Origin of the sequence: Vibrio sp. NFR (genome assembly GCF_027587095.1) — a bacterium.
GTDB classification, from domain to species: domain Bacteria; phylum Pseudomonadota; class Gammaproteobacteria; order Enterobacterales; family Vibrionaceae; genus Vibrio; species Vibrio harveyi.
This window is the reverse complement of record NZ_JAPPTN010000003.1, coordinates 275,358-298,594: the sequence shown is the minus strand read 5'-3', so window position 1 is coordinate 298,594 and position 23,237 is coordinate 275,358. Positions and strand designations below refer to the sequence as shown.

The 23,237-nt window shown below is 45.2% G+C and carries 31 protein-coding genes and 1 pseudogene; 22 read left to right on the top strand and 10 right to left on the bottom strand.

The features are described from left to right. The first annotated feature begins 243 nt into the window (after positions 1-243). The 3 genes from OH463_RS07890 to OH463_RS07880 all read left to right on the top strand — a co-directional run bounded on the left by OH463_RS07890 (position 244) and on the right by OH463_RS07880 (position 2,492). Positions 244-591 carry a 5-carboxymethyl-2-hydroxymuconate Delta-isomerase gene (locus OH463_RS07890; RefSeq protein WP_269990954.1) on the top strand — a complete coding sequence of 116 codons (348 nt, stop codon included), beginning with the start codon at positions 244-246 and terminating at the stop codon, positions 589-591. Between the two features lie 182 nt (positions 592-773). Then, positions 774-1,196 carry a DUF805 domain-containing protein gene (locus tag OH463_RS07885; protein ID WP_038897742.1) on the top strand — a complete coding sequence of 141 codons (423 nt, stop codon included), beginning with the start codon at positions 774-776 and terminating at the stop codon, positions 1,194-1,196. Positions 1,197-2,204: 1,008 nt separating this feature from the next. After that, a complete protein-coding gene (locus tag OH463_RS07880) occupies positions 2,205-2,492 on the top strand; it encodes a GIY-YIG nuclease family protein (RefSeq protein WP_080992333.1) in 288 nt (95 codons plus the stop codon). Here OH463_RS07880 and OH463_RS07875 read toward each other — a convergent pair. The 3 genes from OH463_RS07875 to glpX form a co-directional block, all read right to left on the bottom strand. Next, positions 2,489-2,833: a DUF3135 domain-containing protein gene (locus OH463_RS07875; RefSeq protein ID WP_017190019.1), complete on the bottom strand. Its 345-nt coding sequence runs from the start codon at positions 2,831-2,833 to the stop codon at positions 2,489-2,491. The two genes, OH463_RS07880 and OH463_RS07875, sit on opposite strands and share 4 nt — an antisense overlap. Before the next feature lie 137 nt (positions 2,834-2,970). Beyond that, positions 2,971-3,585, bottom strand: a complete 615-nt coding sequence (locus OH463_RS07870) for a helix-turn-helix transcriptional regulator (RefSeq protein ID WP_005446749.1) — start codon at positions 3,583-3,585, stop codon at positions 2,971-2,973. A gap of 1,127 nt (positions 3,586-4,712) precedes the next feature. Next, entirely contained in the window at positions 4,713-5,720 is a 1,008-nt protein-coding gene (gene glpX / locus OH463_RS07865; protein WP_005450587.1) for a class II fructose-bisphosphatase, read from the bottom strand. Positions 5,721-6,067: 347 nt separating this feature from the next. Between glpX and zapB the strand changes: the two genes are divergently transcribed. Further along, positions 6,068-6,310, top strand: a complete 243-nt coding sequence (gene zapB / locus OH463_RS07860; RefSeq protein WP_005450586.1) for a cell division protein ZapB — start codon at positions 6,068-6,070, stop codon at positions 6,308-6,310. Positions 6,311-6,407: 97 nt separating this feature from the next. Here the strand turns inward: zapB and rraA are convergent, their stop codons facing one another. The 7 genes and pseudogenes from rraA to priA form a co-directional block, all read right to left on the bottom strand. After that, positions 6,408-6,935, bottom strand: coding sequence for a ribonuclease E activity regulator RraA (rraA, locus tag OH463_RS07855; RefSeq protein WP_005450585.1), 528 nt, complete (start codon positions 6,933-6,935; stop codon positions 6,408-6,410). A gap of 75 nt (positions 6,936-7,010) precedes the next feature. After that, positions 7,011-7,928, bottom strand: a complete 918-nt coding sequence (locus OH463_RS07850) for a 1,4-dihydroxy-2-naphthoate polyprenyltransferase (RefSeq protein ID WP_005450584.1) — start codon at positions 7,926-7,928, stop codon at positions 7,011-7,013. Between the two features lie 308 nt (positions 7,929-8,236). Then, positions 8,237-9,568 carry an HslU--HslV peptidase ATPase subunit gene (gene hslU / locus OH463_RS07845; RefSeq protein ID WP_009698879.1) on the bottom strand — a complete coding sequence of 444 codons (1,332 nt, stop codon included), beginning with the start codon at positions 9,566-9,568 and terminating at the stop codon, positions 8,237-8,239. Positions 9,569-9,597: 29 nt separating this feature from the next. After that, positions 9,598-10,149: an ATP-dependent protease subunit HslV gene (gene hslV, locus OH463_RS07840; RefSeq protein WP_009698878.1), complete on the bottom strand. Its 552-nt coding sequence runs from the start codon at positions 10,147-10,149 to the stop codon at positions 9,598-9,600. A gap of 320 nt (positions 10,150-10,469) precedes the next feature. After that, the gene (locus OH463_RS07835; protein WP_005450581.1) at positions 10,470-11,015 is read right to left on the bottom strand and encodes an SPOR domain-containing protein; all 546 of its coding nucleotides are present in this window, start codon (positions 11,013-11,015) and stop codon (positions 10,470-10,472) included. A 165-nt stretch (positions 11,016-11,180) separates the two neighbouring features. Next, a pseudogene (gene cytR, locus OH463_RS07830) lies at positions 11,181-12,191 on the bottom strand (DNA-binding transcriptional regulator CytR); the annotation flags it as partial. A 203-nt stretch (positions 12,192-12,394) separates the two neighbouring features. Beyond that, positions 12,395-14,596, bottom strand: coding sequence for a primosomal protein N' (priA, locus tag OH463_RS07825; RefSeq protein ID WP_269990953.1), 2,202 nt, complete (start codon positions 14,594-14,596; stop codon positions 12,395-12,397). Positions 14,597-14,892: 296 nt separating this feature from the next. Here priA and rpmE point away from each other — a divergent pair, with 296 nt between their 5' ends. The 18 genes from rpmE to rplF all read left to right on the top strand — a co-directional run bounded on the left by rpmE (position 14,893) and on the right by rplF (position 23,234). Further along, positions 14,893-15,114 carry a 50S ribosomal protein L31 gene (rpmE, locus tag OH463_RS07820; protein WP_005450576.1) on the top strand — a complete coding sequence of 74 codons (222 nt, stop codon included), beginning with the start codon at positions 14,893-14,895 and terminating at the stop codon, positions 15,112-15,114. 456 nt (positions 15,115-15,570) lie between these two features. After that, the gene (gene rpsJ / locus OH463_RS07815) at positions 15,571-15,882 is read left to right on the top strand and encodes a 30S ribosomal protein S10 (RefSeq protein WP_004410492.1); all 312 of its coding nucleotides are present in this window, start codon (positions 15,571-15,573) and stop codon (positions 15,880-15,882) included. A 14-nt stretch (positions 15,883-15,896) separates the two neighbouring features. Continuing rightward, on the top strand, positions 15,897-16,526 hold the full coding sequence (gene rplC / locus OH463_RS07810; protein ID WP_005435072.1) for a 50S ribosomal protein L3: 630 nt from the start codon (positions 15,897-15,899) through the stop codon (positions 16,524-16,526). A gap of 17 nt (positions 16,527-16,543) precedes the next feature. Further along, complete coding sequence (gene rplD, locus OH463_RS07805) at positions 16,544-17,146, top strand: 50S ribosomal protein L4 (protein ID WP_005435074.1); 603 nt, start codon at positions 16,544-16,546, stop codon at positions 17,144-17,146. Continuing rightward, positions 17,143-17,445: a 50S ribosomal protein L23 gene (rplW, locus tag OH463_RS07800; protein ID WP_004398471.1), complete on the top strand. Its 303-nt coding sequence runs from the start codon at positions 17,143-17,145 to the stop codon at positions 17,443-17,445. The genes rplD and rplW overlap by 4 nt, the downstream gene beginning before the upstream one ends. Positions 17,446-17,460: 15 nt before the next feature. Next, positions 17,461-18,285, top strand: a complete 825-nt coding sequence (gene rplB, locus OH463_RS07795) for a 50S ribosomal protein L2 (protein ID WP_005450574.1) — start codon at positions 17,461-17,463, stop codon at positions 18,283-18,285. 21 nt (positions 18,286-18,306) lie between these two features. Next, positions 18,307-18,585, top strand: coding sequence for a 30S ribosomal protein S19 (rpsS, locus tag OH463_RS07790; protein WP_005431614.1), 279 nt, complete (start codon positions 18,307-18,309; stop codon positions 18,583-18,585). Between the two features lie 10 nt (positions 18,586-18,595). After that, the gene (rplV, locus tag OH463_RS07785; RefSeq protein ID WP_005383164.1) at positions 18,596-18,928 is read left to right on the top strand and encodes a 50S ribosomal protein L22; all 333 of its coding nucleotides are present in this window, start codon (positions 18,596-18,598) and stop codon (positions 18,926-18,928) included. Between the two features lie 18 nt (positions 18,929-18,946). Further along, positions 18,947-19,645: a 30S ribosomal protein S3 gene (rpsC, locus tag OH463_RS07780; RefSeq protein WP_005435080.1), complete on the top strand. Its 699-nt coding sequence runs from the start codon at positions 18,947-18,949 to the stop codon at positions 19,643-19,645. Positions 19,646-19,656: 11 nt separating this feature from the next. Next, positions 19,657-20,067: a 50S ribosomal protein L16 gene (gene rplP / locus OH463_RS07775; RefSeq protein WP_005379577.1), complete on the top strand. Its 411-nt coding sequence runs from the start codon at positions 19,657-19,659 to the stop codon at positions 20,065-20,067. Further along, a complete protein-coding gene (rpmC, locus tag OH463_RS07770) occupies positions 20,067-20,258 on the top strand; it encodes a 50S ribosomal protein L29 (protein WP_004410456.1) in 192 nt (63 codons plus the stop codon). Before rplP ends, rpmC begins: the two co-directional genes overlap by 1 nt. Further along, the gene (rpsQ, locus tag OH463_RS07765; RefSeq protein ID WP_005450571.1) at positions 20,258-20,512 is read left to right on the top strand and encodes a 30S ribosomal protein S17; all 255 of its coding nucleotides are present in this window, start codon (positions 20,258-20,260) and stop codon (positions 20,510-20,512) included. Before rpmC ends, rpsQ begins: the two co-directional genes overlap by 1 nt. 165 nt (positions 20,513-20,677) lie before the next feature. Next, positions 20,678-21,049 carry a 50S ribosomal protein L14 gene (gene rplN / locus OH463_RS07760; RefSeq protein WP_004410450.1) on the top strand — a complete coding sequence of 124 codons (372 nt, stop codon included), beginning with the start codon at positions 20,678-20,680 and terminating at the stop codon, positions 21,047-21,049. Positions 21,050-21,062: 13 nt separating this feature from the next. Then, positions 21,063-21,380 (top strand): 50S ribosomal protein L24, encoded by a 318-nt coding sequence (gene rplX / locus OH463_RS07755; RefSeq protein WP_005435084.1) that lies wholly within the window; start codon positions 21,063-21,065, stop codon positions 21,378-21,380. A gap of 23 nt (positions 21,381-21,403) precedes the next feature. Next, entirely contained in the window at positions 21,404-21,943 is a 540-nt protein-coding gene (gene rplE, locus OH463_RS07750; protein WP_005450569.1) for a 50S ribosomal protein L5, read from the top strand. 17 nt (positions 21,944-21,960) lie between these two features. Continuing rightward, positions 21,961-22,266 (top strand): 30S ribosomal protein S14, encoded by a 306-nt coding sequence (gene rpsN, locus OH463_RS07745; protein ID WP_004410442.1) that lies wholly within the window; start codon positions 21,961-21,963, stop codon positions 22,264-22,266. A 29-nt stretch (positions 22,267-22,295) separates the two neighbouring features. Next, positions 22,296-22,688, top strand: coding sequence for a 30S ribosomal protein S8 (gene rpsH, locus OH463_RS07740; RefSeq protein ID WP_005450567.1), 393 nt, complete (start codon positions 22,296-22,298; stop codon positions 22,686-22,688). A 12-nt stretch (positions 22,689-22,700) separates the two neighbouring features. After that, entirely contained in the window at positions 22,701-23,234 is a 534-nt protein-coding gene (gene rplF, locus OH463_RS07735) for a 50S ribosomal protein L6 (RefSeq protein WP_005450565.1), read from the top strand. Positions 23,235-23,237: the final 3 nt, after the last annotated feature.

Sequence of the window (23,237 nt, the reverse complement as noted above, 5' to 3'; positions counted from 1 at the left end):
ATAGTCTATTAATGTAAAAAATCTACGTAGGAATATAACAGAATAATGTGAACAGATCATGATTGGCGTCATGTCTTATTCGGCTTTCTTCATCTGGTCGGTGCTGCATTAGTTCTGTTATTTTTGTCAAAAGCAATCGATTGGTGATCGCGTAGACAGAATGATAGTCCATTCCTCGGAAAATGCGCCTTAGATTGGTATTACTGTGGGTTAAAAGTTCGCCGTAATAAGAAAGGAATCAAAATGCCAAACTTAGTTTTAGAATATTCCAACTCAGTCGATGAGCGTGTAAATGTCCAGGGATTACTAGAAGATCTACACAGAGTCACCTTGGAGAGTGGTTTGTTCGAGCTTGCGTCCGTCAAATCACGTGCGCTTCGTTGCCACAATTGGTTGGTGGGAGAAGAGGGCGATAGTGTTGATTTCGTTCACATCAACTTTGATTTGCTAGCAGGTAGAAGTGCAGAACAAAAACGCGAGTTATCAAGAGCACTGATGGTTGTTTTACAGGAACAAGCGAGTCATGTTCGTAGCTTAACGGTGAATGTGCGCGATATGGATATTGATTGCTTCCAGAAGGTGGTGAACTAGCTCTATTGCTCGGGTTAAAGTCCAAACTGCCTCATTTAGACATTTAGAGTCGACAAGCTGAAGGCTCTAAATGTGCAGACCTACAGTTTGAAATCTGGTGATGTTTTCCTCTGGGGGGATGAACTTTTCAAACCATGCTGACTCGGCTAATCTATAGCCTTTCAAAATTAGGGTAAAAGTCGATGTCGATTAAAGAGTTATTGTTTTCTTTCCAAGGGCGTATAGGTCGTAAAACTTACTGGATGTGGAACATCATCTACTACATCCTAATCTTAGGTTTTGGTGCGGGCATCAGTAAGTTGTTCCCAGCATTTTCTTATATTCTTCTGCCTATCTTCTTATTGATTCTTCTGATCCCAGATTTGGCGATAACCACTAAGCGTTGGCATGACCGTAATAAGTCGATTTACTGGCTAGCGTTGAACATCCCATTGATCATTGGTCGAGTTGCCACTCCAATGACTAACCCAGCCGCACAGGACCCATCTGCACCGCAAATGCTGATTGCTTCGGTCTCTCTGCTATGTGGTCTATGGATTCTTATCGAGTGTGGTTTCTTGAAAGGTTCTGCCGGTCAGAACAAATACGGTCCTGAGCCGGAGTAAGGTCTTTAGGTATCGAATTTGCTGGCAGTAGATTCTTAGTCTCGCTAGTGCTCGCTAGAATGACGGATTCCTTTTATTTAAGAGTGACTTAAAGTAACTATGAGAGGGCGTTCTTTCTAAGGGCTCGTACTTGCTGAAAGTAGATTCTTAGTCTCGCTGAGGCTCGCTAGAATGACGGATTCCTTTATTTAAGAGTGACTTAAAGTAACTACGAGAGGGTGTTCTTTCTAAGGTGTTGTACTTGCTGAAAGTAGATTCTTAGTTTCGCTGAGGCTCAATAGAATGACGGATTCCTTTTGTGTAAGAGTGACTTAAAGTAACTATGAGAGGGTGTTCTTTCTAAGGTATTGTATTTGCTGAAAGTAGATTCTTAATTTCGTTGAGGCTCGCTAGAATGACGGGCTTCTATTATTTAAGAGTGGCTTAAAGTAACTATGAGAGGCGTTCTTTCTAAGGTGTTGTACTTGCTGAAAGTAGATTCTTAGTCTCGCTAGTGCTCGCTAGAATGACGGATTCCTTTTATTTAAGAGTGACTTAAAGTAGCTGTGAGAGGGTGTTCTTTCTAAGGTGTTGTACTTGCTGAAAGTAGATTCTTAGTTTCGCTGAAGCTCGCTAGAATGACGGATTCCTTTATTTAAGAGTGACTTAAAGTAACTATGAGAGGGTGTTCTTTCTAAGTCCTTGTATTTGCTGAAAGTAGATTCTTAGTTTCGCTGAGGCTCGCTAGAATGATGGGTTCCTTTATTTAAGAGTGACTTAAAGTAACTACGAGAGGGTGTTCTTTCTAAGTCCTTGTACTTGCTGAAAGTAGATTCTTAGTCTCGCTGAGGCTCGCTAGAATGACGGATTCCTTTTATTTAATAGCAAGTTAAATTAACTGTCATTCTGAACAGCGAGGGACGAGCGTGATTCAGAATCTACTCACCGAGTGCTCCGAGTTTGCAGTAAACGACCGAGCTAGTGAATTACAATGGAAAAGTAGCCACAGATCATTAAGGAGAATGAACCATCGACAAGATACCTTGCGTTTACATCCTAACTTCAAAAAATAACTCAGTTCTCTACATTGGTGTTACCAGCCAACTAGCCCAAAGAATATGGCAGCATAAAAACGGAGTCGTTGAGGGTTTTACCAAGAAATATCACGTTCACAAGCTCGTTTACTTTGAGCTGTTTGAAGATATGGCAACTGCCATAAACCGAGAAAAGCAGTTGAAACAATGGAAGCGAGAGTGGAAGTTAGATTTAGTGAGAAAAACGAATCCTGACTTTCTCGATTTATCCAACGAGTTTTAGTAAAAATCATCCCTATCTTTAAACGTTTTCAACTCAACCACATCGGCTTTTTTAGTTGGGGCGGTTTCCCCTTGTAATGCCTCTCTGAATTTCACGACCTGTTTCTGCAGCTCGTTCATCAATACGACATTAGTGTGGTTGGGATTTTTGCAGTTATGAATGACTCTATCTATGTGACTTTGCTGCGCCCACAATCGTGGTTGCATCTGCTCTGAAGCACCTTCAATCATTTCTTTCGCCATATCGTGACGAAATTGCTCAAAGGCTTCGGGGTCTTGTTCTGCCATTTTTACCATTTCATCGAATGAGGGCAAAACTTGAGGTGTGTAGCTGTTCGGCATAGCCGCTCCAAATCCATTGGATGTTGCTCCTAGTTACTAAAAGCTTAATCCACATAGAGGATGAGAGCGGATGAATTGCGTCATAGTCTCATTTATAAGAGAGTATGTTCATAATAGCGGTTGGTTTGATCGAAGATTTATTGCTGGATTCGGTACACGCAGCGACGTTGACCACTGATGATGTGCTCATCTCGTTCGATTTTGGTTTCGCTACCTAAAAGTGATTGGAAGACATTGAGTTCAGATTGGCACAAACTTGGGCAGCGAGTGGCTGCTTTGCAAATAGGGCAGTGGTTTTCGATGAGAATAAACCCATGTTCATCTTTCTCTAGTTCTGCCATGTAGCCTTCTTGCTCACGCAGAGTAACAAGTGTCTGTAACTTGCTTTCCAGAGAGTCGCACTGCTCAAGGTGTTGCTGGTAGTTTTGTAGGGTGAGTTTCTCGCGCTCAGACGTGACTTTCTCCAATCCGTCTTTACCGAAGATGTGCTCTACCGCTTCAATAAACTGAATGGTCAGTTCGCCGTGGCGATCAGCAAATTGCTCATGACCTTTTTGCGTAAGGGACCAATGACGGGTTGGGCGCCCAACTTTGACCTTTACATCATGAATCGACAGGATGCCGTCATCTTCTAAACCTTGTAGATGCTGACGCGCACCCATGGTTGTCATACCCAGTTCAGAAGAGAGTTGTTTCGCAGTGACAGAGCCATCACGCTTAACGATTTGCAAAATCCTATCTACGGTCTTCATATACCCACCATCTATACATCAGTACATATTATGCTCGATAGGGTTAGTAAAGAAAAGTGTTGACTTAATTTGTGTGTGGATTTGTTGGGTATATGTCGTCATTCTAAACAACAAGGAACAAGTGTGATGCAGAATCTATTATCCATTTGTGCTGCGATTTAAGGTGAATGAGGAAGAGTTTGGGGGCGCTGCTACTAGATCCTTAGTCTCGCTTGAGCTCGCTAGGATGACGAACTCTTTTGGTTTATAGCTTGTTAAAGTAATCGTCATTCTGAACAACGAGGAACGAGTGTGATTCAGAATCTATTATCCGTTTGTGCTGCGATTTAAGGTGAATGAAGAAGAGTTTGGGGGCGCTGTTACTAGATCCTTAGTCTCGCTTGAGCTCGCTAGGATGACGAACTCTTTTGGTTTATAGCTTGTTAAAGTAATTGTCATTCTGAACAACGAGGAACGAGTGTGATTCAGAATCTATTATCCGTTTGTGCTGTGATTTAAGGTGAATGAAGAAGAGTTTGGGGGCGCTGTTACTAGATCCTTAGTCTCGCTTGAGCTCGCTAGGATGACGAACTCTTTTGGTTTATAGCTTGTTTAAGTAATCGTCATTCTGAACATCGAGGAACGAGTGTGATTCAGAATCTATTATCCGTTTGTGCTGTGACTTGAGGTGAATGAGGAGGAGTTTGGGGGCGCTGTTACTAGATCCTTAGTCTCGCTTGAGCTCGCTAGGATGACGAACTCTTTTGGTTTTTAGCTTGTTAAAGTAATCGTCATTCTGAACAACGAGGAACGAGTGTGATTCAGAATCTATTGTCCGTTTGTGCTGTGATTTAAGGTGAATGAAGAAGAGTTTGGGGGCGCTGTTACTCGATCCTTAGTCTCGCTGAGCTCGCTAGGATGACGAACTCCTTTGGTTTATGGCTTGTTAAAGTAATCGTCATTCTGAACAACGAGGAACGAGTGTGATTCAGAATCTATTATCCTTTGATTCTGTGGTCTGGAGGAGGAATAAAGCTTAAGAGCTTGCTGGAATTAGATTCTCAGTCTCGCGATTAAAAACGAAGTTTAAATGACTTACCCGAAAAGAAAGGCTCCAACTCAGAGTGAGTGGGAGCCTCGAATACTGCTTAAAGAATGATATCGCGCACTTCAGGGTCTTTACGCTCTAGGTAGTGCGTAGACTTGATGCGGCGAATAGTACGACAGCGACCGCGAATCAATAGGGTTTCTGTTGTTGCGATGTTACCTTGACGAGAGATACCTTCCAGTAGGTCACCCTTGGTAATACCCGTTGCAGAGAATACTACGTTGTCGCTGCGTGCCATGTCTTCCATCTTTAGAACCACGTTCGCTTGAACGCCCATCTCTTCACAGCGTTGAAGTTCAGCAGCGCCGTAGATGCGGTTTTCTTCAGTATCGCCTTTTACTTCGTGACGAGGAAGAAGACGACCATGCATGTCACCGTCTAGTGCGCGAATCACTGCTGCCGATACTACGCCTTCTGGAGCGCCGCCGATGCAATACATCACGTCTACTTCGCTATCTGGCATACAAGTTAGGATTGAAGCGGCTACATCACCGTCTGGCACTGCGAACACACGAACGCCCATTGCTTGCATCTCTGCGATCACTTCATCGTGACGTGGCTTAGCAAGCGTAATCACAACAAGCGTATCAAGAGTCTTGTTCAGTGCTTTAGCAACGTTTTCTAGGTTTTCTTTTAGAGGTTTACCTAAGTCGATAACGCCTTTTGCACCAGGGCCAACAACCAATTTTTCCATGTACATGTCCGGCGCTTTAAGGAAGCTGCCTTTCTCGCCAGCTGCTAGCACTGCTAATGCGTTAGATTGACCCATTGCCGTCATACGTGTGCCTTCAATCGGGTCAACGGCGATATCTACTTCATCGCCACCGATGCCCACTTGCTCACCAATGTATAGCATTGGCGCATCATCGATTTCGCCTTCACCAATAACGATTTCACCACTGATGTCTGTTTTGTTCAGCAAGGTGCGCATAACTTCAACAGCAGCACCGTCCGCTGCGTTTTTGTCGCCACGACCAAGCCATTTATAGCCAGCCAGAGCGGCACCTTCAGTAACACGGGAAAATGCCATTGCTAAATCGCGTTTCATGATGTCTCCAAGTAACAAGAGGGAAGAAGAATTTGCGCGGCGATTCTATCACATCGTAAGTTAAACGTTTGCCTTTTTGCTGAGCTTTTACTTTAACTAAGTTGAATTTGATCAATACTTGGGTGAGTTTTTGGCGTTGAGAGAGCAAATTGCATTGTTCAAAAATGCCTCTAGGATAAGAAAAGTCAGCGTTTAGTGAGATTGCGCTGATTTTTTAACCGAATGATGCGAAATATCGAATATAGTGAGTGTTTCTCGTCGCTACGCTGAGTAGAATGAACCTTATCGGTAAGGTGCAAGCGAACGCTCGCGCATCGTCCCAACGGAATAACAATAGGTAGGCCAAGATGTCTTTTGAAGTACTAGAACAACTAGAAGCGAAAATTCAAACTGCAGTTGACACAATCACTCTTCTTCAGATGGAAGTCGAAGAGCTGAAAGAAGATAAAGTAAAACTTGAAACAGAAGCTAACGAGCTTCGTTCTCAACGTGAAGAGCTAGAGCAAAAATCTCAGCAAGCTCAACAAGAGCACGCACAATGGCAAGAGCGCATTCGTGCACTACTTGGCAAGATGGACGAAGTGGAATAATCCACTTAAGTATCCAGAATCAAAAACACCCGCTTCGGCGGGTGTTTGCGTATTTGGCGATATTTTTTTAGCGATGTGGCTAGTTGCTAATAAAAGATTAATTTAACTCTGCTTCATCTTCGTCTTCTTCATCGAGCTCTAAGTCTACATTGAGTGGCTCAGGTGAAAGAATGATGCCTGTGCTATCGGCATAGATGTAATCTTCAGGTAGGAAGCTAACACCACCAAAGTTCACTGGTACGTCGATTTCACCAATGCCTTGATTTGCGGCCCCAACAGGAATTGAAGCGAGAGCCTGAATGCCAAGGTTCATGTCTTCCAGTTCGTCCACTTCGCGAACACAACCGTAAACCACAATCCCTTCCCATTCGTTTTCTTCTGCTAGTGTTGCGATTTCTGCATCGATTAAGGCTCTGCGCAAGGAACCGCCACCATCAATCAGCAATACTCGCCCGATACCATCTTGTTCTAACGTTTCACGGATCAGTGCGTTGTCTTCAAAACACTTAATCGTCGTCACTTGCCCGGCAAACGACGCTCGACCGCCAAAGTTACTGAACATCGGTTCAACTACATCTACCTGATCAAGATAGATATCACAGAGTGCTGAGGTATTGTATTCCATAGCGTACCTTTCTAAACAGAAACTGTTGTCTTTGAGTATATCTAGGCATTAAGTCAATGCAATGACAATCCTTTTTTAACTCATCAGAGTTTGAGCTACCACAATTGTTGCAAATAAAACGTTAGTCACCAGTGAGCACTTCACGACAACTGGCATCATAGGTGCAATTTGTGCTGGTTTCTCAGTATCCCAAACGGCTTTTCCGTGGTGGGCTACTACGTAGATGCTGAGCAAGAAGGGTAAGCTGATCCATACCGGCTTGTCTTGAATGAGCAGGTAAGCGGCAAAAGCCAGTAGCGCACCACCAAGCAAAATAAAGTGATACTGCTTGGCTTTACGTTGTCCTAGTCGAACTGCCATGGTGCGTTTGCCACATTCGCTGTCATTTTCGATATCACGCATATTATTGATGTTCAGTACTGCTACCGCCAGCAAACCACAGCCTAGCGCTGGTAAGAATAATGTCGCATCAACATGACCCGTGTGCAGGAAGTAAGTGCCAGATACACCAAGTAAGCCAAAGAAAAGGAATACTGACAAGTCACCTAGACCAACATAGCCGTAAGGCTTACTGCCCATGGTGTACGCAATCGCCGCAAGGATGGCAAGAATGCCTAAGCCAATAAAGGTAATGATACTTTCAAACGAGCTCAGTGCGTAAAACACCAATGTCAGACCGGCAATGGCAGTCAGAATGATGTTGAAGATGATCGCTTTTTTCATTTGATCCGCTGTGACTGCGCCAGACTGCATCGCCCGCTGAGGACCTAAGCGATTGTCGTTATCTGTGCCTTTCACTGCGTCGCCATAATCGTTCGCAAGGTTAGATAGAATCTGCAGCAGTGTTGCTGTGACAAATGCCATCACTGCGATGGTCAGCGAGAAGTGACCAGCAGAGTATGCAAGTACGCTACCAGTTAAAATAGACACCAGTGCGAGAGGTAAAGTTTTTGGACGAGCGGCTTCAAGCCAGATCTGCAATGATTGTTTCATGGATATTTCGTGCTAGTAACCAATGTGCCCAGTATAAGCACAAAGCGCTCGATGCGCTATTGACTTGAAACAACTCAATTAAGACTCAAAGACTTATAGAGAAGGAACACAGTTTCCATATTTGAGGCAATAAAACTGCGCTCTTTCATGAAGAGAAGAGGGCGATGCACGCGATGATTAGATCCATAGCCACGCCTGAGTTCGCTAGGATGATGAACTCTTTTGGTCTAGAGCTTGTTAAAGTCACCATCATTCTAAACGAAAAAGCCCAGAAAGAAGGTTCTGGGCTTTGGCATGATAGATTGCGATTAAAGAATAAAGCGGCTTAGATCTTCATCTTCAATCGTATCGCCTAGACGATCTTTCACGTAAGCCGCGTTAATCACGAACTTCGCACCTGATTGCTCTGCTGCGTCGTAAGAAATCTCATCCATCAAACGCTCCATCACAGTATGCAGACGACGTGCACCGATGTTTTCAGTGGTTTCGTTTACTGTCCATGCTGCTTCTGCGATTTGCGTGATGCCATCTTCTGTGAATTCTACATCCACGTTTTCTGTTTTCATCAGCGCAACGTACTGTTCTGTCAGAGATGCTTTTGGCTCAGTTAGGATACGTTTGAAATCGTTGCTGGTCAGTGCTTCAAGCTCAACGCGAATTGGTAGACGACCTTGCAATTCTGGGATCAGGTCAGAAGGTTTCGCTACTTGGAATGCGCCAGAAGCGACGAATAGGATGTGGTCTGTTTTCACCATACCGTGCTTCGTTGATACCGTGCTACCTTCAATAAGAGGTAATAGGTCACGCTGAACACCTTCGCGAGAAACGTCAGGGCCAGAGCTTTCACCGCGCTTACAAATCTTATCGATCTCATCGATGAATACGATGCCGTTGTTCTCTACGTTGAAGATGGCAGACTCTTTCAGCTCTTCTTGGTTCACCAGTTTCGCTGCTTCTTCTTCCGCCAATGCTTTCATCGCGTCTTTGATTTTCAGCTTGCGTTTTTTCTTGGTATCGCCAGCGAGGTTTTGGAACATACCTTGTAGCTGGTTGGTCATTTCTTCCATACCAGGAGGCGCCATGATCTCGACACCCATTTGCGGTGCAGCTACATCGATTTCGATTTCTTTGTCGTCTAGCTGACCTTCGCGCAGTTTCTTGCGGAAGACTTGGCGAGTGTTCGATGTATCTTCTTTCTGCTCTGTTTGACCCCAAGCATCACGTGCTGGTGGCAGAAGGGCATCAAGAATACGCTCTTCGGCTTGCTCTTCAGCGCGGAATTTTACTTTTTCCATCGCTTGTTGGTGAGTCATCTTCACAGCAACATCGGTCAGATCGCGGATGATGGTTTCCACTTCTTTACCTACATAACCCACTTCGGTGAACTTTGTTGCTTCGACTTTGATGAAAGGTGCGTTTGCTAGCTTAGCAAGACGACGAGCGATCTCTGTCTTACCAACACCAGTTGGACCAATCATAAGGATATTTTTTGGCGTTACTTCGACACGCAAGCTTTCTTCAAGCTGCATACGACGCCAGCGGTTACGTAGTGCAATCGCAACCGAACGTTTTGCTTTGTCTTGACCAATAATGTGGCGGTTCAGTTCATGAACGATTTCGCGAGGAGTCATTTCAGACATATTCTTTCCTTACTTCGTTACGATTACGCTTAAGCCGTTGGCTTAGGAAGCTCTGCTGTAGATTCTAGCTCTTCTACAGTGTGATGATGGTTGGTGAATACACAGATGTCACCAGCAATGTTCAGTGCTTTTTCTGCGATTTCTCGCGCGTCTAGATCTGTGTTTTCTAATAATGCGGTTGCTGCTGCTTGCGCGTATGCGCCGCCAGAGCCAATGGCGATAAGATCGTTTTCTGGCTGAACGACATCACCGTTACCAGTGATGATCAGTGAAGCAGTTTCATCCGCAACGGCCAGTAGTGCTTCTAGTTTGCGAAGTGCGCGGTCGCTACGCCAATCTTTTGCTAACTCAACGGCAGCCTTAGTAAGGTGACCTTGGTGCATTTGCAGCTTGCTTTCAAAGCGCTCGAATAGGGTAAAGGCATCCGCAGTACCGCCAGCAAAACCAGCAAGAACTTGGTTGTTGTATAGGCGGCGAACTTTACGTGCGTTGCCTTTCATTACGGTATTGCCTAGCGACACTTGGCCATCACCCGCGATGACGACTTTATTGTTTCGACGTACAGATACAATGGTAGTCACAGTCGACCTCTTAATTATTTCTCTTTGGATTTAATTAAGTATATGGGGTAAGGGATTCGGGGATTCAAGGGGAAGGTGTTTTTCGATTGCAGACATTACGTATTGTCATTTTGAACAAGGAAGAGAGCAGGGTGTTTGGCGAGGGCGCTGGTTTATACGAATGAGTTGGGTATATACCCTATATAGTGAAACTGAACTGGATTCGTGGTGATGAATGATCTTGAGTCATTCCCTAGCGTGAGAATGAGCAGCACTCTCCAATAAAAGAAAAGACCAACCGTTCACTCGGTTGGTCTCTGCATTAATGTATCGAATAAGAATTAAAGATTCTCTTTCCAAATTGCACACGGCTCGATCTTCGCGCGTTGCAACTTGTGGCGATCTTTCTCTGCGTCTCGTTTGAACTTGTATGGACCAAGAACAACACGGTACCAAGAGCTTCCGTCTTTCTTAATGACACGGCTCGTAATACCTTGGAAAGCAATCGCTAGCTTACGTTCTTCAGCTTGGCTCTGTTTTTTGTAAGCGCCACATTGCATCACATAAGGGACTTTTGATACTTCAACTTCTTTGGCAACGACTTCCACTTCACGCTTCGGTAGAGATTCCACGTATTCCCACTTTTCTTCTGGTGGGGGCGGTAACTCTTTCTTCGGCTTTGGTTTGCTGGTGGTCACTGGTTCCTGTTTCGCAACGGGTTGTTTCGGTTCAGGATCATTGCTGAGTAGATATAAGCCGTAGCCAAAACCGCCCACAAGCAGAATTGCTAGCAGACCACTACGCCAAGGTTTCTTTCTGGAAGGTTGTTTTTTTGTCGACTTCTTCGGAGCGCCGCGTCCGCGTCTTACATAATCTCTATTTGCCACGGTTACTTCTGGTCATCAAGGATTCTGGCAAATATGTTAATCCAGAACGCGACGAGAAAACACCCTATTCACGTAATCTTGTTAGCTACGTACAGGATAGGCGTAAAAAAACGACGCTAGATGCGTCGCTTTCGTTTCTATTTATGTTGTGGATTCGCTTACTGATTAGCGCAAAGGTGGTGGCGCTGCACTACCACGCACAACTAATTTAGTTTCAAGCAAGCGAGAGCCTGAGTGCACGTCGTGACCTTTCAGTAGCTCTAGCATCATTAACATTGCTTGGCGACCAATCTCATAACGTGGTTGAGAGATGGTGGTTAACGGTGGATCGCAGTATTGCGCGAATTGAATATCATCAAAGCCGACAACCGATAAATCCTGCGGAATACGCAGACCAAGACGTTTCGCTTCTTGGATAGCACCAATCGCCATGGTGTCGCAGTGACAGAATAGAGCGGTTGGTGGTTCAGGCAATTCGAGAAGTTTGCGTACGGCTTGAACGCCACCTTCGAAAGAGAAGTCAGCCACAATGCTGTATTGCTCTTCTTTACTAATACCAGCACGGCGAAGTGCTTGTTGGTAACCTTGTTGGCGGAACTGGCACAGCACCGCAGTATCTGGACCAGAGATCTGAGCAATACGCTTGTGACCAAGTTGCGTCAGGTAGTTCACGGCTTCAAATGCAGAGGTCAAGTTATCGATATGCACCGTTGGTAGTTCCAGCTCAGGAGCGAATTCGCACGCCATGACCATTGGTGGTAGGTTTTTCTGCTCTGGCTTGCTGACATCGAATGGTAAGTCGGTACCCAGTAGTAACATGCCATCAGCTTGCTTGGTGAATACTAAGTTTACGAATGAGCTTTCGCGCTTTTTCTGCTGACCGCTATCGCCAAGAAGAACTAGGTAACCGTGTTCCATTGCTGCATCTTCGATACCGCGAATGATTTCAGAGAAATACGGATCGCATATGTCCGGTACGATAGTGACAATGGTCTTTGATTCATTTCTACGTAAATTACGAGCTAATGAATTCGGTGAATAACCAGCTTCAAGTACGGCATCTTCCACTCTCTTTCTTGTTGATGAAGAGACTTTTTCTGGATTCATTAATGCTCGCGATACCGTAGCAGTAGATACCCCTGCAAGCTGGGCAACATCCTTCATTGTCGCCATAGTTTTTACCCTCTTAAAATATTCGCCAAGATGACGTGAGTCATTGTTCTAATTGAAGCCTATGTGACTGATCCACTTTAGACTTTACTAATTTGAATAGTCTATTCATTTCTAAAGGGAAAGTTACGGTCTGTTTAACAAAAATTGCAATCCTAATGTGATTTGACTCACATTAGAAGGTAATTCATTACATAGTTAAACGTTTGCTAGCTGAGATCCTGTGGTTCTATGTCTAAATTCCAGCGAACTTTCTTGGCATTTGGCAACAACTCAATAGCAGGTTTTGCACTGGTTAATAACTTTTGCATCAATGAGCGATGCTGAGTTTGCAGTAACAACTGCCAACGATATTTCCCAGCACGCTTAGCTAATGGTGATGGAGTCGGACCCAAAACCATGCAGGAACCATCAAATAATGGGTGTGACTCAAGAGTGAAGCGAACCTGACGCAAAAAGTCTTCGACCAACTCGCTTTGGTTAGCTTCCGCTTTAAATAGGGTTAAGAAGCTGTAAGGTGGAAGCTGAGCTAACTTACGTTCCTCTAGTGCTGTCATGGCAAAGTCACGATAGTCTTTCTGTAATAGAGACTGAAGTAAGCTGTGCTCAGGGTGGTGAGTCTGTAAAATCACTTCGCCAGGTTTGCTTGCACGACCAGCACGCCCCGCAACTTGAACGAACAATTGCGCCAGCCTTTCCGAAGCCCGAAAGTCACTACTATATAGAGATCCGTCCACGTCCAGTAGCGCCACGAGTGTCACGTTCGGGAAGTGGTGACCTTTCGCCAGCATTTGCGTACCAATCAGGATTTGATATTCGCCTTTACGAATCGATTCGAGAGCATCTTCCAAGCTGCCTTTACGGCGAGTGCTGTCTCTATCAATACGAATCGCTTTGTATTCAGGAAAGAGCTTGGCAAGTTGAAGCTCCAGTTGCTCTGTCCCAACTCCAACGGTTACTAGTTGAGTGGAGCCGCAACCTTGGCATTGATGAATCACGGGTTGTTGAGACCCGCAATGGTGGCACCGGATCTCATTGCTGTACTGGTGGAAGGTATAGTAGGCATCGCAGCGCTTACACTCGGCTGTCCAACCACACTCATGACACATCAACGCAGGAGAAAAACCGCGGCGGTTTAGGAACAGCATGACTTGGTTGCCAGAATCGAGGTGCTTACGCATTTCAGCGATCAGAGGGGCAGATAAGCCACTGTCTAGGTAAAGCCCTTTAACATCCAGTACTTTATTCGTTGTTGGTACCGCAGAGCCTGCGCGTTGGGTGAGCGTTAAGTGGTGATACTTACCAGAAAGTGCGTTGTACAGTGTTTCTAAAGCAGGTGTCGCAGAACCAAGTACGATGGGTACTTGTTCTTTATGTGCTCGCATTACAGCGACATCGCGAGCGTGGTAGCGCAGGCTGTCTTGCTGTTTGTATGAAGAGTCATGCTCCTCATCGACAATAATAATGCCAAGGTCAGCAAAAGGGGTAAGCAGAGCAGAGCGTGTTCCGATGATGATGCCAGCTGCTTTGTCTCGCGCTGAAAGCCAAGCATTGAGTCGCTCAGTATCATTCAAACCAGAATGAATCACGTCCACAGGAACATTGAAGCGATGCTTAAAGCGATTGATGGTTTGCGGTGTTAAGCCGATCTCGGGCACTAAAACCAACGCTTGTTTGCCTTTCTCGAGCACTGGCTTGATCAGGTTTAAGTAGACTTCGGTTTTCCCCGAACCGGTAACGCCCTCTAATAAATAGCAGGCAAATCCGGTTTGGCTATTCACACTGGCGATTGCCAGAGCTTGTTCATGGTTAAGCTTGGGCTTCTCAACTTCACGCTCAACTTGCTCTCCCCACTTGGTGATCTCTGGTTTCTTTTCAATACGTTCAATCCAGCCTTTTTCCTCTAAAGACTTGAGCACTGAAGATGGTATTTCTTGATCACTAAACTCTTGATGTGGAATGGGACCGTCAATCAACATCTGCAGAGCACGCTGCTGTTTAACCGCGCGACCAAGCCCCTGCATAAGTTTATCTTTGCCTGAAGTGGTAATTTGCCACTCGTATAAGGTTGAGAAGTCAGCAGGTTTGCCTTTTCTTAGGGCGGCAGGCATAGCATTGTGCAAGGTGTCGCCAAGAGGATACTGATAGAACTGACTACACCAAGTAAGCAAAGAATAGAGCTTCTCTGACCAAATGGGTTGGGTGTCTAATACAGCTTTAAGTGGCTTAAGTTGTTCTTTGGGAAAGTCAGAGTGATTAACCATCGCGGTGACAATTCCAACTAAAGTTTGACGCCCAAAAGGTACAGAAACTCGCCCACCAATGATCGGAAACAGATGCCCGGGAATGGCATAATCAAACTGTTTGTCGAGAGGGACTGGCAGTGCCACTCTGGCTATGGATGGACGCATAGAATCTTTACTATATAAAAGAGGGAAGAGGGCTATAGTCTATTAAAACGCACTAAGAAATTCGAGTGATCGGTATTTAATGAGGGTAGATTCCTCTCAGTACTAAAGTACTGGTGAAAAAAGTGGCGAAAAAGTTGCCAAATGTGTTGATCCTAGCTTAGTGATTCATTACTATACTGCGCCTTGAGATATGGCTTCGGCGATTGGTCGATGCGGTATCGCACTTTTATTATTAATTACGTGTGGTGTGCGGCTTAGACTCGTATAGCGACACGGCCTACAATTGAGGTTATCCCATGAAAGCTGGTATCCACCCAGAATACAAAGCAATCACTGCTACTTGTTCTTGCGGCAACTCTTTCGAGTTCAAATCTACTCTAGCGAAGGAATCTATCCACCTAGACGTATGTGACAAGTGTCACCCATTCTACACTGGTAAGCAACGTATCGTTGATACAGGCGGCCGTGTTGATCGCTTCAACAAGCGTTTCGGTGCACTATCAAGCGGTAAGAAATAATAGCAGACGCTATTACGATTACAGTTTAAAAAAGGACGCTTCGGCGTCCTTTTTGTTTATTGGCTAGTGCAAAAGTAGGGGAGAATCGAGCGACTAAAATTTGTTCGATTATTTTTCACTCGGCTATTGCATCCTAAAGTGTGATCTGTATAATGCAGCGCACTGGTTAAGCCAGTTGTGAACCAATGAGCAATGAGGAGCGAGTAAATCTTCGGATTTACGAGGTAATGTAGACTCAGCTTATGTTCGCGGTTAATACAATTAGCTATCTTTTCTTCGGAAAAACTATCCCCAGAGGTGACTCTGGTATGTAGGGGTAGTTAATCGAAAATTAACTGACAATGCGTCCTAATCTTGGATGCTACGGTTTCACATAAATCAATCGGCATTCTCTCGTCTTTACGAGTCTGAGTGGCGATATTGTTTGTGTAATTTTTAATATTGGAGCTCTGTCTCATGCAGAACCAACGTATCCGTATCCGCCTAAAAGCATTCGATTACAAACTAATCGACGCTTCTACAGCGGAAATCGTTGAAACAGCTAAGCGCACTGGCGCACAGGTTCGTGGTCCAATCCCACTACCAACTCGTAAAGAGCGTTTCACAGTTCTTATCTCTCCACACGTTAACAAGAAAGCACGTGACCAGTACGAAATCCGTACTCACAAGCGTCTAATCGACATCGTTGAGCCAACAGACAAAACTGTTGATGCTCTAATGCGTCTAGACCTTGCTGCGGGCGTTGACGTTCAAATTAGCCTAGGTTAAGGGAGATTAGAAGAATGATTGGTCTAATCGGTCGTAAAGTGGGCATGACCCGCGTATTTACTGAAGACGGCGTTTCTATTCCAGTAACAGTTGTTGAAGTTGAAGCAAACCGTGTTTCTCAAGTTAAAACTCTTGAGACAGATGGCTACGCTGCAATCCAGGTAACTGCTGGTTCTAAGAAAGCTAACCGCGTAAACAAAGCTGAAGCAGGTCACTTTGCTAAAGCTGGCGTTGAAGCTGGTCGTGGTCTTTGGGAATTCCGTTTGGAAAACGGTGAAGAGTTCGCAGTTGGCGCTGAGCTAACAGTTGAACTATTCAACGAAACTAAGAAAGTAGACGTTACTGGTACATCTAAGGGTAAAGGTTTCCAAGGCGCTGTTAAGCGTTGGAACTTCCGTACTCAAGATATGACTCACGGTAACTCATTGTCTCACCGTGCACCGGGTTCAATTGGCCAATGTCAAACTCCAGGTCGCGTATTTAAAGGCAAGAAAATGGCAGGTCACATGGGGGCTGAGCGTGTAACGACTCAAAACCTAGAGATCGTACGTGTTGACGCTGAGCGCAATCTGCTTCTTATCAAAGGTGCAGTACCAGGCTCAACAGGTGGCAACGTGATCGTTAAACCAGCTGTTAAAGCATAACGTCTCAGGAGTAAGTAATGGAACTAATGGTTAAAGGTGCTGATGCACTAACTGTTTCCGAAACTACTTTCGGACGTGAGTTTAACGAAGCTCTTGTACACCAAGTAGTTGTTGCGTTTGCAGCAGGTGCTCGTCAAGGTACACGTGCTCAAAAAACACGTTCAGAAGTTTCTGGCGGTGGCGCTAAGCCATGGCGTCAAAAAGGTACTGGCCGTGCGCGTGCTGGTACAATCCGTAGCCCAATCTGGCGTACAGGTGGTGTTACTTTTGCTGCGAAACCACAAGATCACAGCCAAAAAGTAAACAAAAAAATGTACCGCGGTGCTATGAAGAGCATTCTTTCTGAGCTAGTTCGTCAAGAGCGTCTAATCGTTGTTGATAACTTCTCAGTTGAAGCGCCAAAGACTAAAGAGCTAGTTGCTAAGCTTAAAGAGCTTGAGCTAACTGACGCTCTAATCGTGACTAGCGAAGTAGATGAGAATCTATTCCTAGCTGCTCGTAACCTATACAAAGTTGACGCACGTGACGTTGCTGGTATCGACCCAGTTTCACTAATCGCGTTCGACAAAGTTGTAATGACTGCTGAAGCAGTTAAGCAAGTTGAGGAGATGCTAGCATGATCACTGAAGAGCGTATCCTAAAAGTTCTACGTGCTCCGCACATCTCTGAAAAAGCAACTATGGCAGCTGAGAAAGCGAACACTATCGTTTTCAAAGTAGCTAAAGATGCAACTAAAAAAGAGATCAAAGCAGCTGTAGAAAAGCTTTTTGAAGTTGAAGTTAAGTCTGTAAATACTCTTATCACTAAGGGTAAGACCAAACGTCAAGGTCTACGCCAAGGTCGCCGCAGCGACGTTAAGAAAGCGTACGTTACTTTGAAAGAAGGTCAAGATCTTGACTTTGTTGGCGGCGCGGAATAACAGGAGTAGTTAAGAATGGCTATTGTTAAATGTAAGCCGACTTCCCCTGGTCGTCGTCACGTTGTTAAAGTTGTTAACGCTGACCTACACAAGGGCAAGCCATACGCACCACTTCTAGAGAAAAACTCTAAGAACGGTGGTCGTAACAACAACGGTCGTATCACAGTACGTCACATCGGCGGTGGTCACAAGCACCACTACCGTGTAGTTGACTTCAAACGTACTAAAGACGGTATCCCAGCGACAGTTGAGCGTCTAGAATACGATCCAAACCGTAGCGCAAACATTGCTCTAGTTCTTTACAAAGACGGTGAGCGTCGCTACATCCTAGCACCTAAAGGTGTTCAAGCTGGTGATGTTATCCAATCTGGTGTTGATGCACCGATTAAAGCTGGTAACACTCTACCAATGCGTAACATCCCAGTAGGTTCAACTGTACACAACGTTGAACTAAAACCTGGTAAAGGTGGTCAGCTAGCTCGTTCGGCTGGTGCTTACGCTCAAATCGTTGCTCGCGACGGTGCGTACGTAACTATCCGTCTACGTTCTGGCGAAATGCGCAAAGTTCTTTCTGAAGGCCGTGCAACAATCGGTGAAGTTGGTAACTCTGAGCACATGCTACGTGAACTTGGTAAAGCTGGTGCTTCACGCTGGCGCGGCGTACGTCCAACCGTACGTGGTGTAGTAATGAACCCGGTTGATCACCCACACGGTGGTGGTGAAGGTCGTACTTCTGGTGGCCGTCATCCAGTATCTCCTTGGGGTATGCCAACTAAAGGCTTCAAGACTCGTAAGAACAAACGCACTGACAAGTACATCGTACGTCGTCGTAACAAGTAATCTATATAAAGAGGAATCGCCATGCCACGTTCTCTCAAGAAAGGTCCATTTATTGACCTACACTTGCTGAAGAAGGTAGAGAAAGCGGTGGAAAGCGGAGACAAAAAGCCACTTAAGACTTGGTCCCGTCGTTCAATGATCATCCCATCGATGATCGGTTTGACCATCGCTGTCCATAATGGTCGTCAGCACGTACCTGTTTTCGTAACCGAAGAAATGATCGGTCACAAACTAGGTGAATTCGCACCAACACGTACTTACCGCGGTCACGCTGCGGATAAGAAAGCTAAGAAGCGTTAAGGAGTAAATAATGGAAGCTATTGCTAAACATAACTTTGCTCGCATTTCGCCTCAGAAAGCTCGCTTAGTTGCGGATCTAATTCGTGGTAAATCTGTTGACCAAGCTCTAGAAATTCTAACGTTCAGCAACAAAAAAGCTGCTGCTCTAGTTAAGAAAGTTCTAGAGTCTGCTATCGCTAACGCGGAGCACAACGAAGGTGCAGATATTGACGATCTGAATGTCGCAAAAATCTTTGTAGATGAAGGCCCAACCATGAAGCGTATTATGCCTCGTGCTAAAGGTCGTGCGGATCGTATCTTGAAGCGTTCAAGCCACATCACTGTTGTTGTAGCAGATCGCTAGAGACTAGGAGAGTAAGCAATGGGTCAAAAAGTACATCCTAATGGTATTCGTCTTGGCATCGTTAAGCCTTGGAATGCTACATGGTTTGCTAACACCAAAGATTTCGCTGACAACCTAGACGGCGACTTCAAGGTACGTCAGTTCCTAACTAAGGAACTACAAAAAGCGTCTCTTTCACGCATCGTTATCGAGCGTCCTGCTAAGAGCATCCGTGTGACTATTCACACTGCTCGTCCAGGCGTTGTAATCGGTAAGAAAGGTGAAGACGTTGAGAAACTACGCGCAGCTGTAGCAAAAATTGCAGGTGTACCAGCGCAAATTAACATCGCTGAAGTACGTAAGCCTGAACTTGATGCACAACTTGTTGGTGACAGCATCGCGTCTCAACTAGAGCGTCGTGTTATGTTCCGTCGTGCTATGAAGCGCGCGGTACAAAACGCAATGCGTCTAGGTGCTAAAGGCATCAAAGTAGAAGTAAGCGGTCGTCTAGGCGGCGCTGAAATCGCACGTTCTGAGTGGTACCGTGAAGGTCGTGTACCTCTACACACTCTACGTGCAGACATTGATTACGCAACTTCTTCGGCTCACACTCAATACGGTGTGATCGGCATTAAAACTTGGATCTTCAAAGGTGAGATCCTAGGTGGTATGCCAGCAGCTAACGCTGTAGAGCCTAAAGGCGACAAGCCTAAGAAGCAGCGTAAAGGCCGTAAGTAAGGAGTCGACAGATGCTACAACCTAAACGTACTAAGTTCCGTAAGGTTCAGACAGGTCGTAACCGTGGTCTAGCTAAAGGTACTGATGTAAGCTTCGGCGAATTCGGTCTTAAAGCTGTTGGCCGTGGTCGTCTAACTGCTCGTCAAATTGAAGCGGCACGTCGTGCAATGACACGTCACGTTAAGCGTCAAGGTAAAATCTGGATCCGTGTGTTCCCAGACAAACCAATCACAGAAAAACCACTTGAAGTTCGTCAAGGTAAGGGTAAAGGTAACGTTGAGTACTGGGTAGCCCAAATCCAACCTGGTAAGGTTATGTACGAAATGGGTGGTGTACCTGAAGAATTGGCTCGTGAAGCGTTCCGCCTAGCGGCTCGTAAACTGCCATTCAAAACTACATTTGTAACTAAGCAGGTGATGTGATGAAAGCACAAGATCTACGCGAGAAAAGCGTTGAAGAGCTTAACGCTGAGCTATTGAATTTGCTACGTGAACAGTTCAACTTGCGCATGCAAGCTGCAACTGGTCAGCTACAGCAAACTCATACTCTGAAAGCTGTACGCCGTGATATCGCACGTGTGAAAACTGTTTTGACTGAGAAGGCAGGCGCATAATGAGCGAAGTAAAACGTACTCAACAAGGTCGTGTTGTTAGCGACAAGATGGACAAGTCTATCGTAGTTGCTATCGAGCGCATGGTTAAACACCCAATTTACGGTAAATTCGTAAAGCGCACGACTAAAGTACACGCACACGACGAGAACAACGAATGTGGCCTAGGCGACAAAGTTGAAATCGCAGAGTGTCGTCCACTGTCTAAGACTAAGTCTTGGACTTTGGTTAAAGTTGTAGAAAAGGCGAAGATGTAATCTTCCCCAATCTATGATTGACAAACGGCTCCAAAAATTATTTTTGGAGCCGTTTATTTTTTGACTACCCAATCACAAAAAAGGGTGGTACAATTCGCGTCCCTTTTAAAGAGGCAGCCCGACCCGAGAGGGTCTAGTTTTTTTATTATTTAGCGGAGCACTAACATGATCCAAATGCAAAGTATGCTGGACGCAGCTGATAACTCAGGCGCACGCAGCGTAATGTGTATTAAGGTTCTGGGTGGCTCTCACCGCCGTTATGCACATATCGGTGACGTTATCAAAGTTACTGTTAAGGAAGCAATTCCTCGCGGTAAAGTTAAAAAAGGTGACGTTCTGAAGGCGGTGGTAGTGCGCACCCGTAAAGGCGTACGTCGTCCTGACGGTTCTGTCATTCGCTTCGACCGAAATGCTTGTGTATTGTTGAACGACAACACTGAGCAACCAATCGGTACACGTATCTTTGGTCCTGTGACACGCGAACTTCGTGGCGATAAGTTCATGAAGATCGTTTCACTGGCTCCAGAAGTTCTGTAAGGAGCACGTAGAAATGGCAGCTAAAATCCGTCGTAATGACGAAGTAATCGTTCTTGCTGGTAAAGACAAAGGCAAGAAAGGTAAAGTAACTAAGGTCCTAGCAACTGGTAAAGTTATCGTTGAAGGTATCAACCTTGTTAAGAAACACCAGAAACCTGTTCCTGCACTAGGTATCCAAGGCGGTATCGTAGAGCAAGAAGCAGCAATCGACGTTTCTAACGTGGCGATCTTTAACGCAGCTACTGGTAAAGCTGACCGTATCGGTTTCCGTTTTGAAGATGGTAAGAAAGTTCGTTTCTTTAAGTCTAACAACGAAATCGTTTCTAACTAATAGAAGTAATTTGGAGTTCTACTATGGCGAAACTGCATGATTACTACAAGTCGTCTGTAGTCGCTGAACTGACCAAACAGTTTAGCTACACAAGCGTCATGCAAGTCCCTAGAATCGAGAAAATCACCCTAAACATGGGTGTTGGTGAAGCAATCAACGATAAGAAACTGCTAGAAAACGCAGCTGCTGATATGGCAACGATCTCTGGTCAAAAGCCACTTATCACTAAAGCTCGTAAATCTGTTGCAGGTTTCAAAATCCGTGAAGGCTACCCTATCGGTTGTAAAGTAACCTTGCGTGGCGAACGTATGTGGGATTTTCTTGAGCGTCTAATTTCGATCGCTCTTCCACGAGTACGTGACTTCCGTGGTGTTAGCGCTAAGTCTTTTGACGGTCGCGGTAACTACAGCATGGGCGTTCGCGAGCAAATCATCTTCCCGGAAATCGACTTTGATAAAGTTGATCGAGTACGCGGTCTAGACATCACTATTACGACGTCTGCTGGTACTGATGAGGAAGGCCGTGCTCTGCTGGCTGCCTTTAACTTCCCATTCCGTAAGTAAGGTGAAGGGTTACTGTTATGGCTAAAAATTCAATGAAAGCACGTGAAGCAAAACGTGCGAAGCTAGTAGCTAAGTTCGCTGAAAAGCGTGCAGCGCTAAAAGCTATCATCAGCGATGTAAACGCATCTGAAGAAGATCGTTGGAATGCGGTTCTTACACTGCAATCTCTTCCACGTGATTCAAGTGCATCACGTCAGCGCAACCGTTGTAACCAAACTGGTCGTCCACACGGTTACCTACGTAAGTTCGGTCTAAGCCGTATTAAGGTTCGTGAAGCTTGCATGAAAGGCGAGATTCCGGGTCTTCGTAAGGCTAGCTGGTAATTGCCACTTAATCATTTGGAGTAAATCATATGAGCATGCAAGATCCGATTTCGGATATGCTGACCCGTGTTCGTAACGGTCAGGCAGCAAACAAAGTTGCTGTTAAAATGCCTTCTTCAAAGCTTAAAGTTGCAATCGCTGCACTACTAAAAGCTGAAGGTTACATCGTTGACTTCGCTGTTGAAGGCGAAGCAAAACCTGAGCTAGAAGTTACTCTTAAGTACTTCCAAGCTAAACCAGTAATCGAGCAACTTAAACGTGTTTCTCGTCCAGGTCTACGTGTTTACAAGAAGAAAGATCAACTTCCTTCTGTAATGGGTGGTCTTGGTATTGCTATCGTTTCTACTTCCAAGGGTCTTATGTCAGACCGCGCTGCACGTAAAGCAGGTCTTGGTGGTGAAATCATCTGCTACGTAGCTTAATAGGAGTAGAATATGTCTCGTGTTGCTAAAGCACCTGTCGCTATTCCAGCTGGCGTAGAGGTGAAACTAAACGGCCAAGAAATCACTGTAAAAGGTGCTAAGGGCGAACTATCTCGCGTTCTTAACAACGCTGTAGTAATCGCTCAGGAAGAAAACAACCTAACTTTCGGTCCTAAAGAAGGTGTTGCTAACGCATGGGCACAAGCTGGTACAGCTCGCGCTCTAGTTAACAACATGGTTGTTGGTGTTACTGAAGGCTTTACTAAGAAGCTAACTCTTAAAGGTGTTGGTTACCGTGCTGCTATCAAAGGCAACGCTGTAGGTCTAACACTAGGCTTCTCTCACCCAGTTGAGCACGAGTTGCCAGCGGGTATTAAAGCTGAATGTCCAAGCCAAACTGAAATCATCATCACTGGTTGTGATAAGCAACTAGTTGGTCAAGTTGCGGCTGACATTCGTTCTTACCGTCAACCTGAGCCTTACAAAGGTAAAGGTGTTCGTTACGCAGATGAAAATGTGCGTACTAAAGAAGCTAAGAAGAAGTAAGGT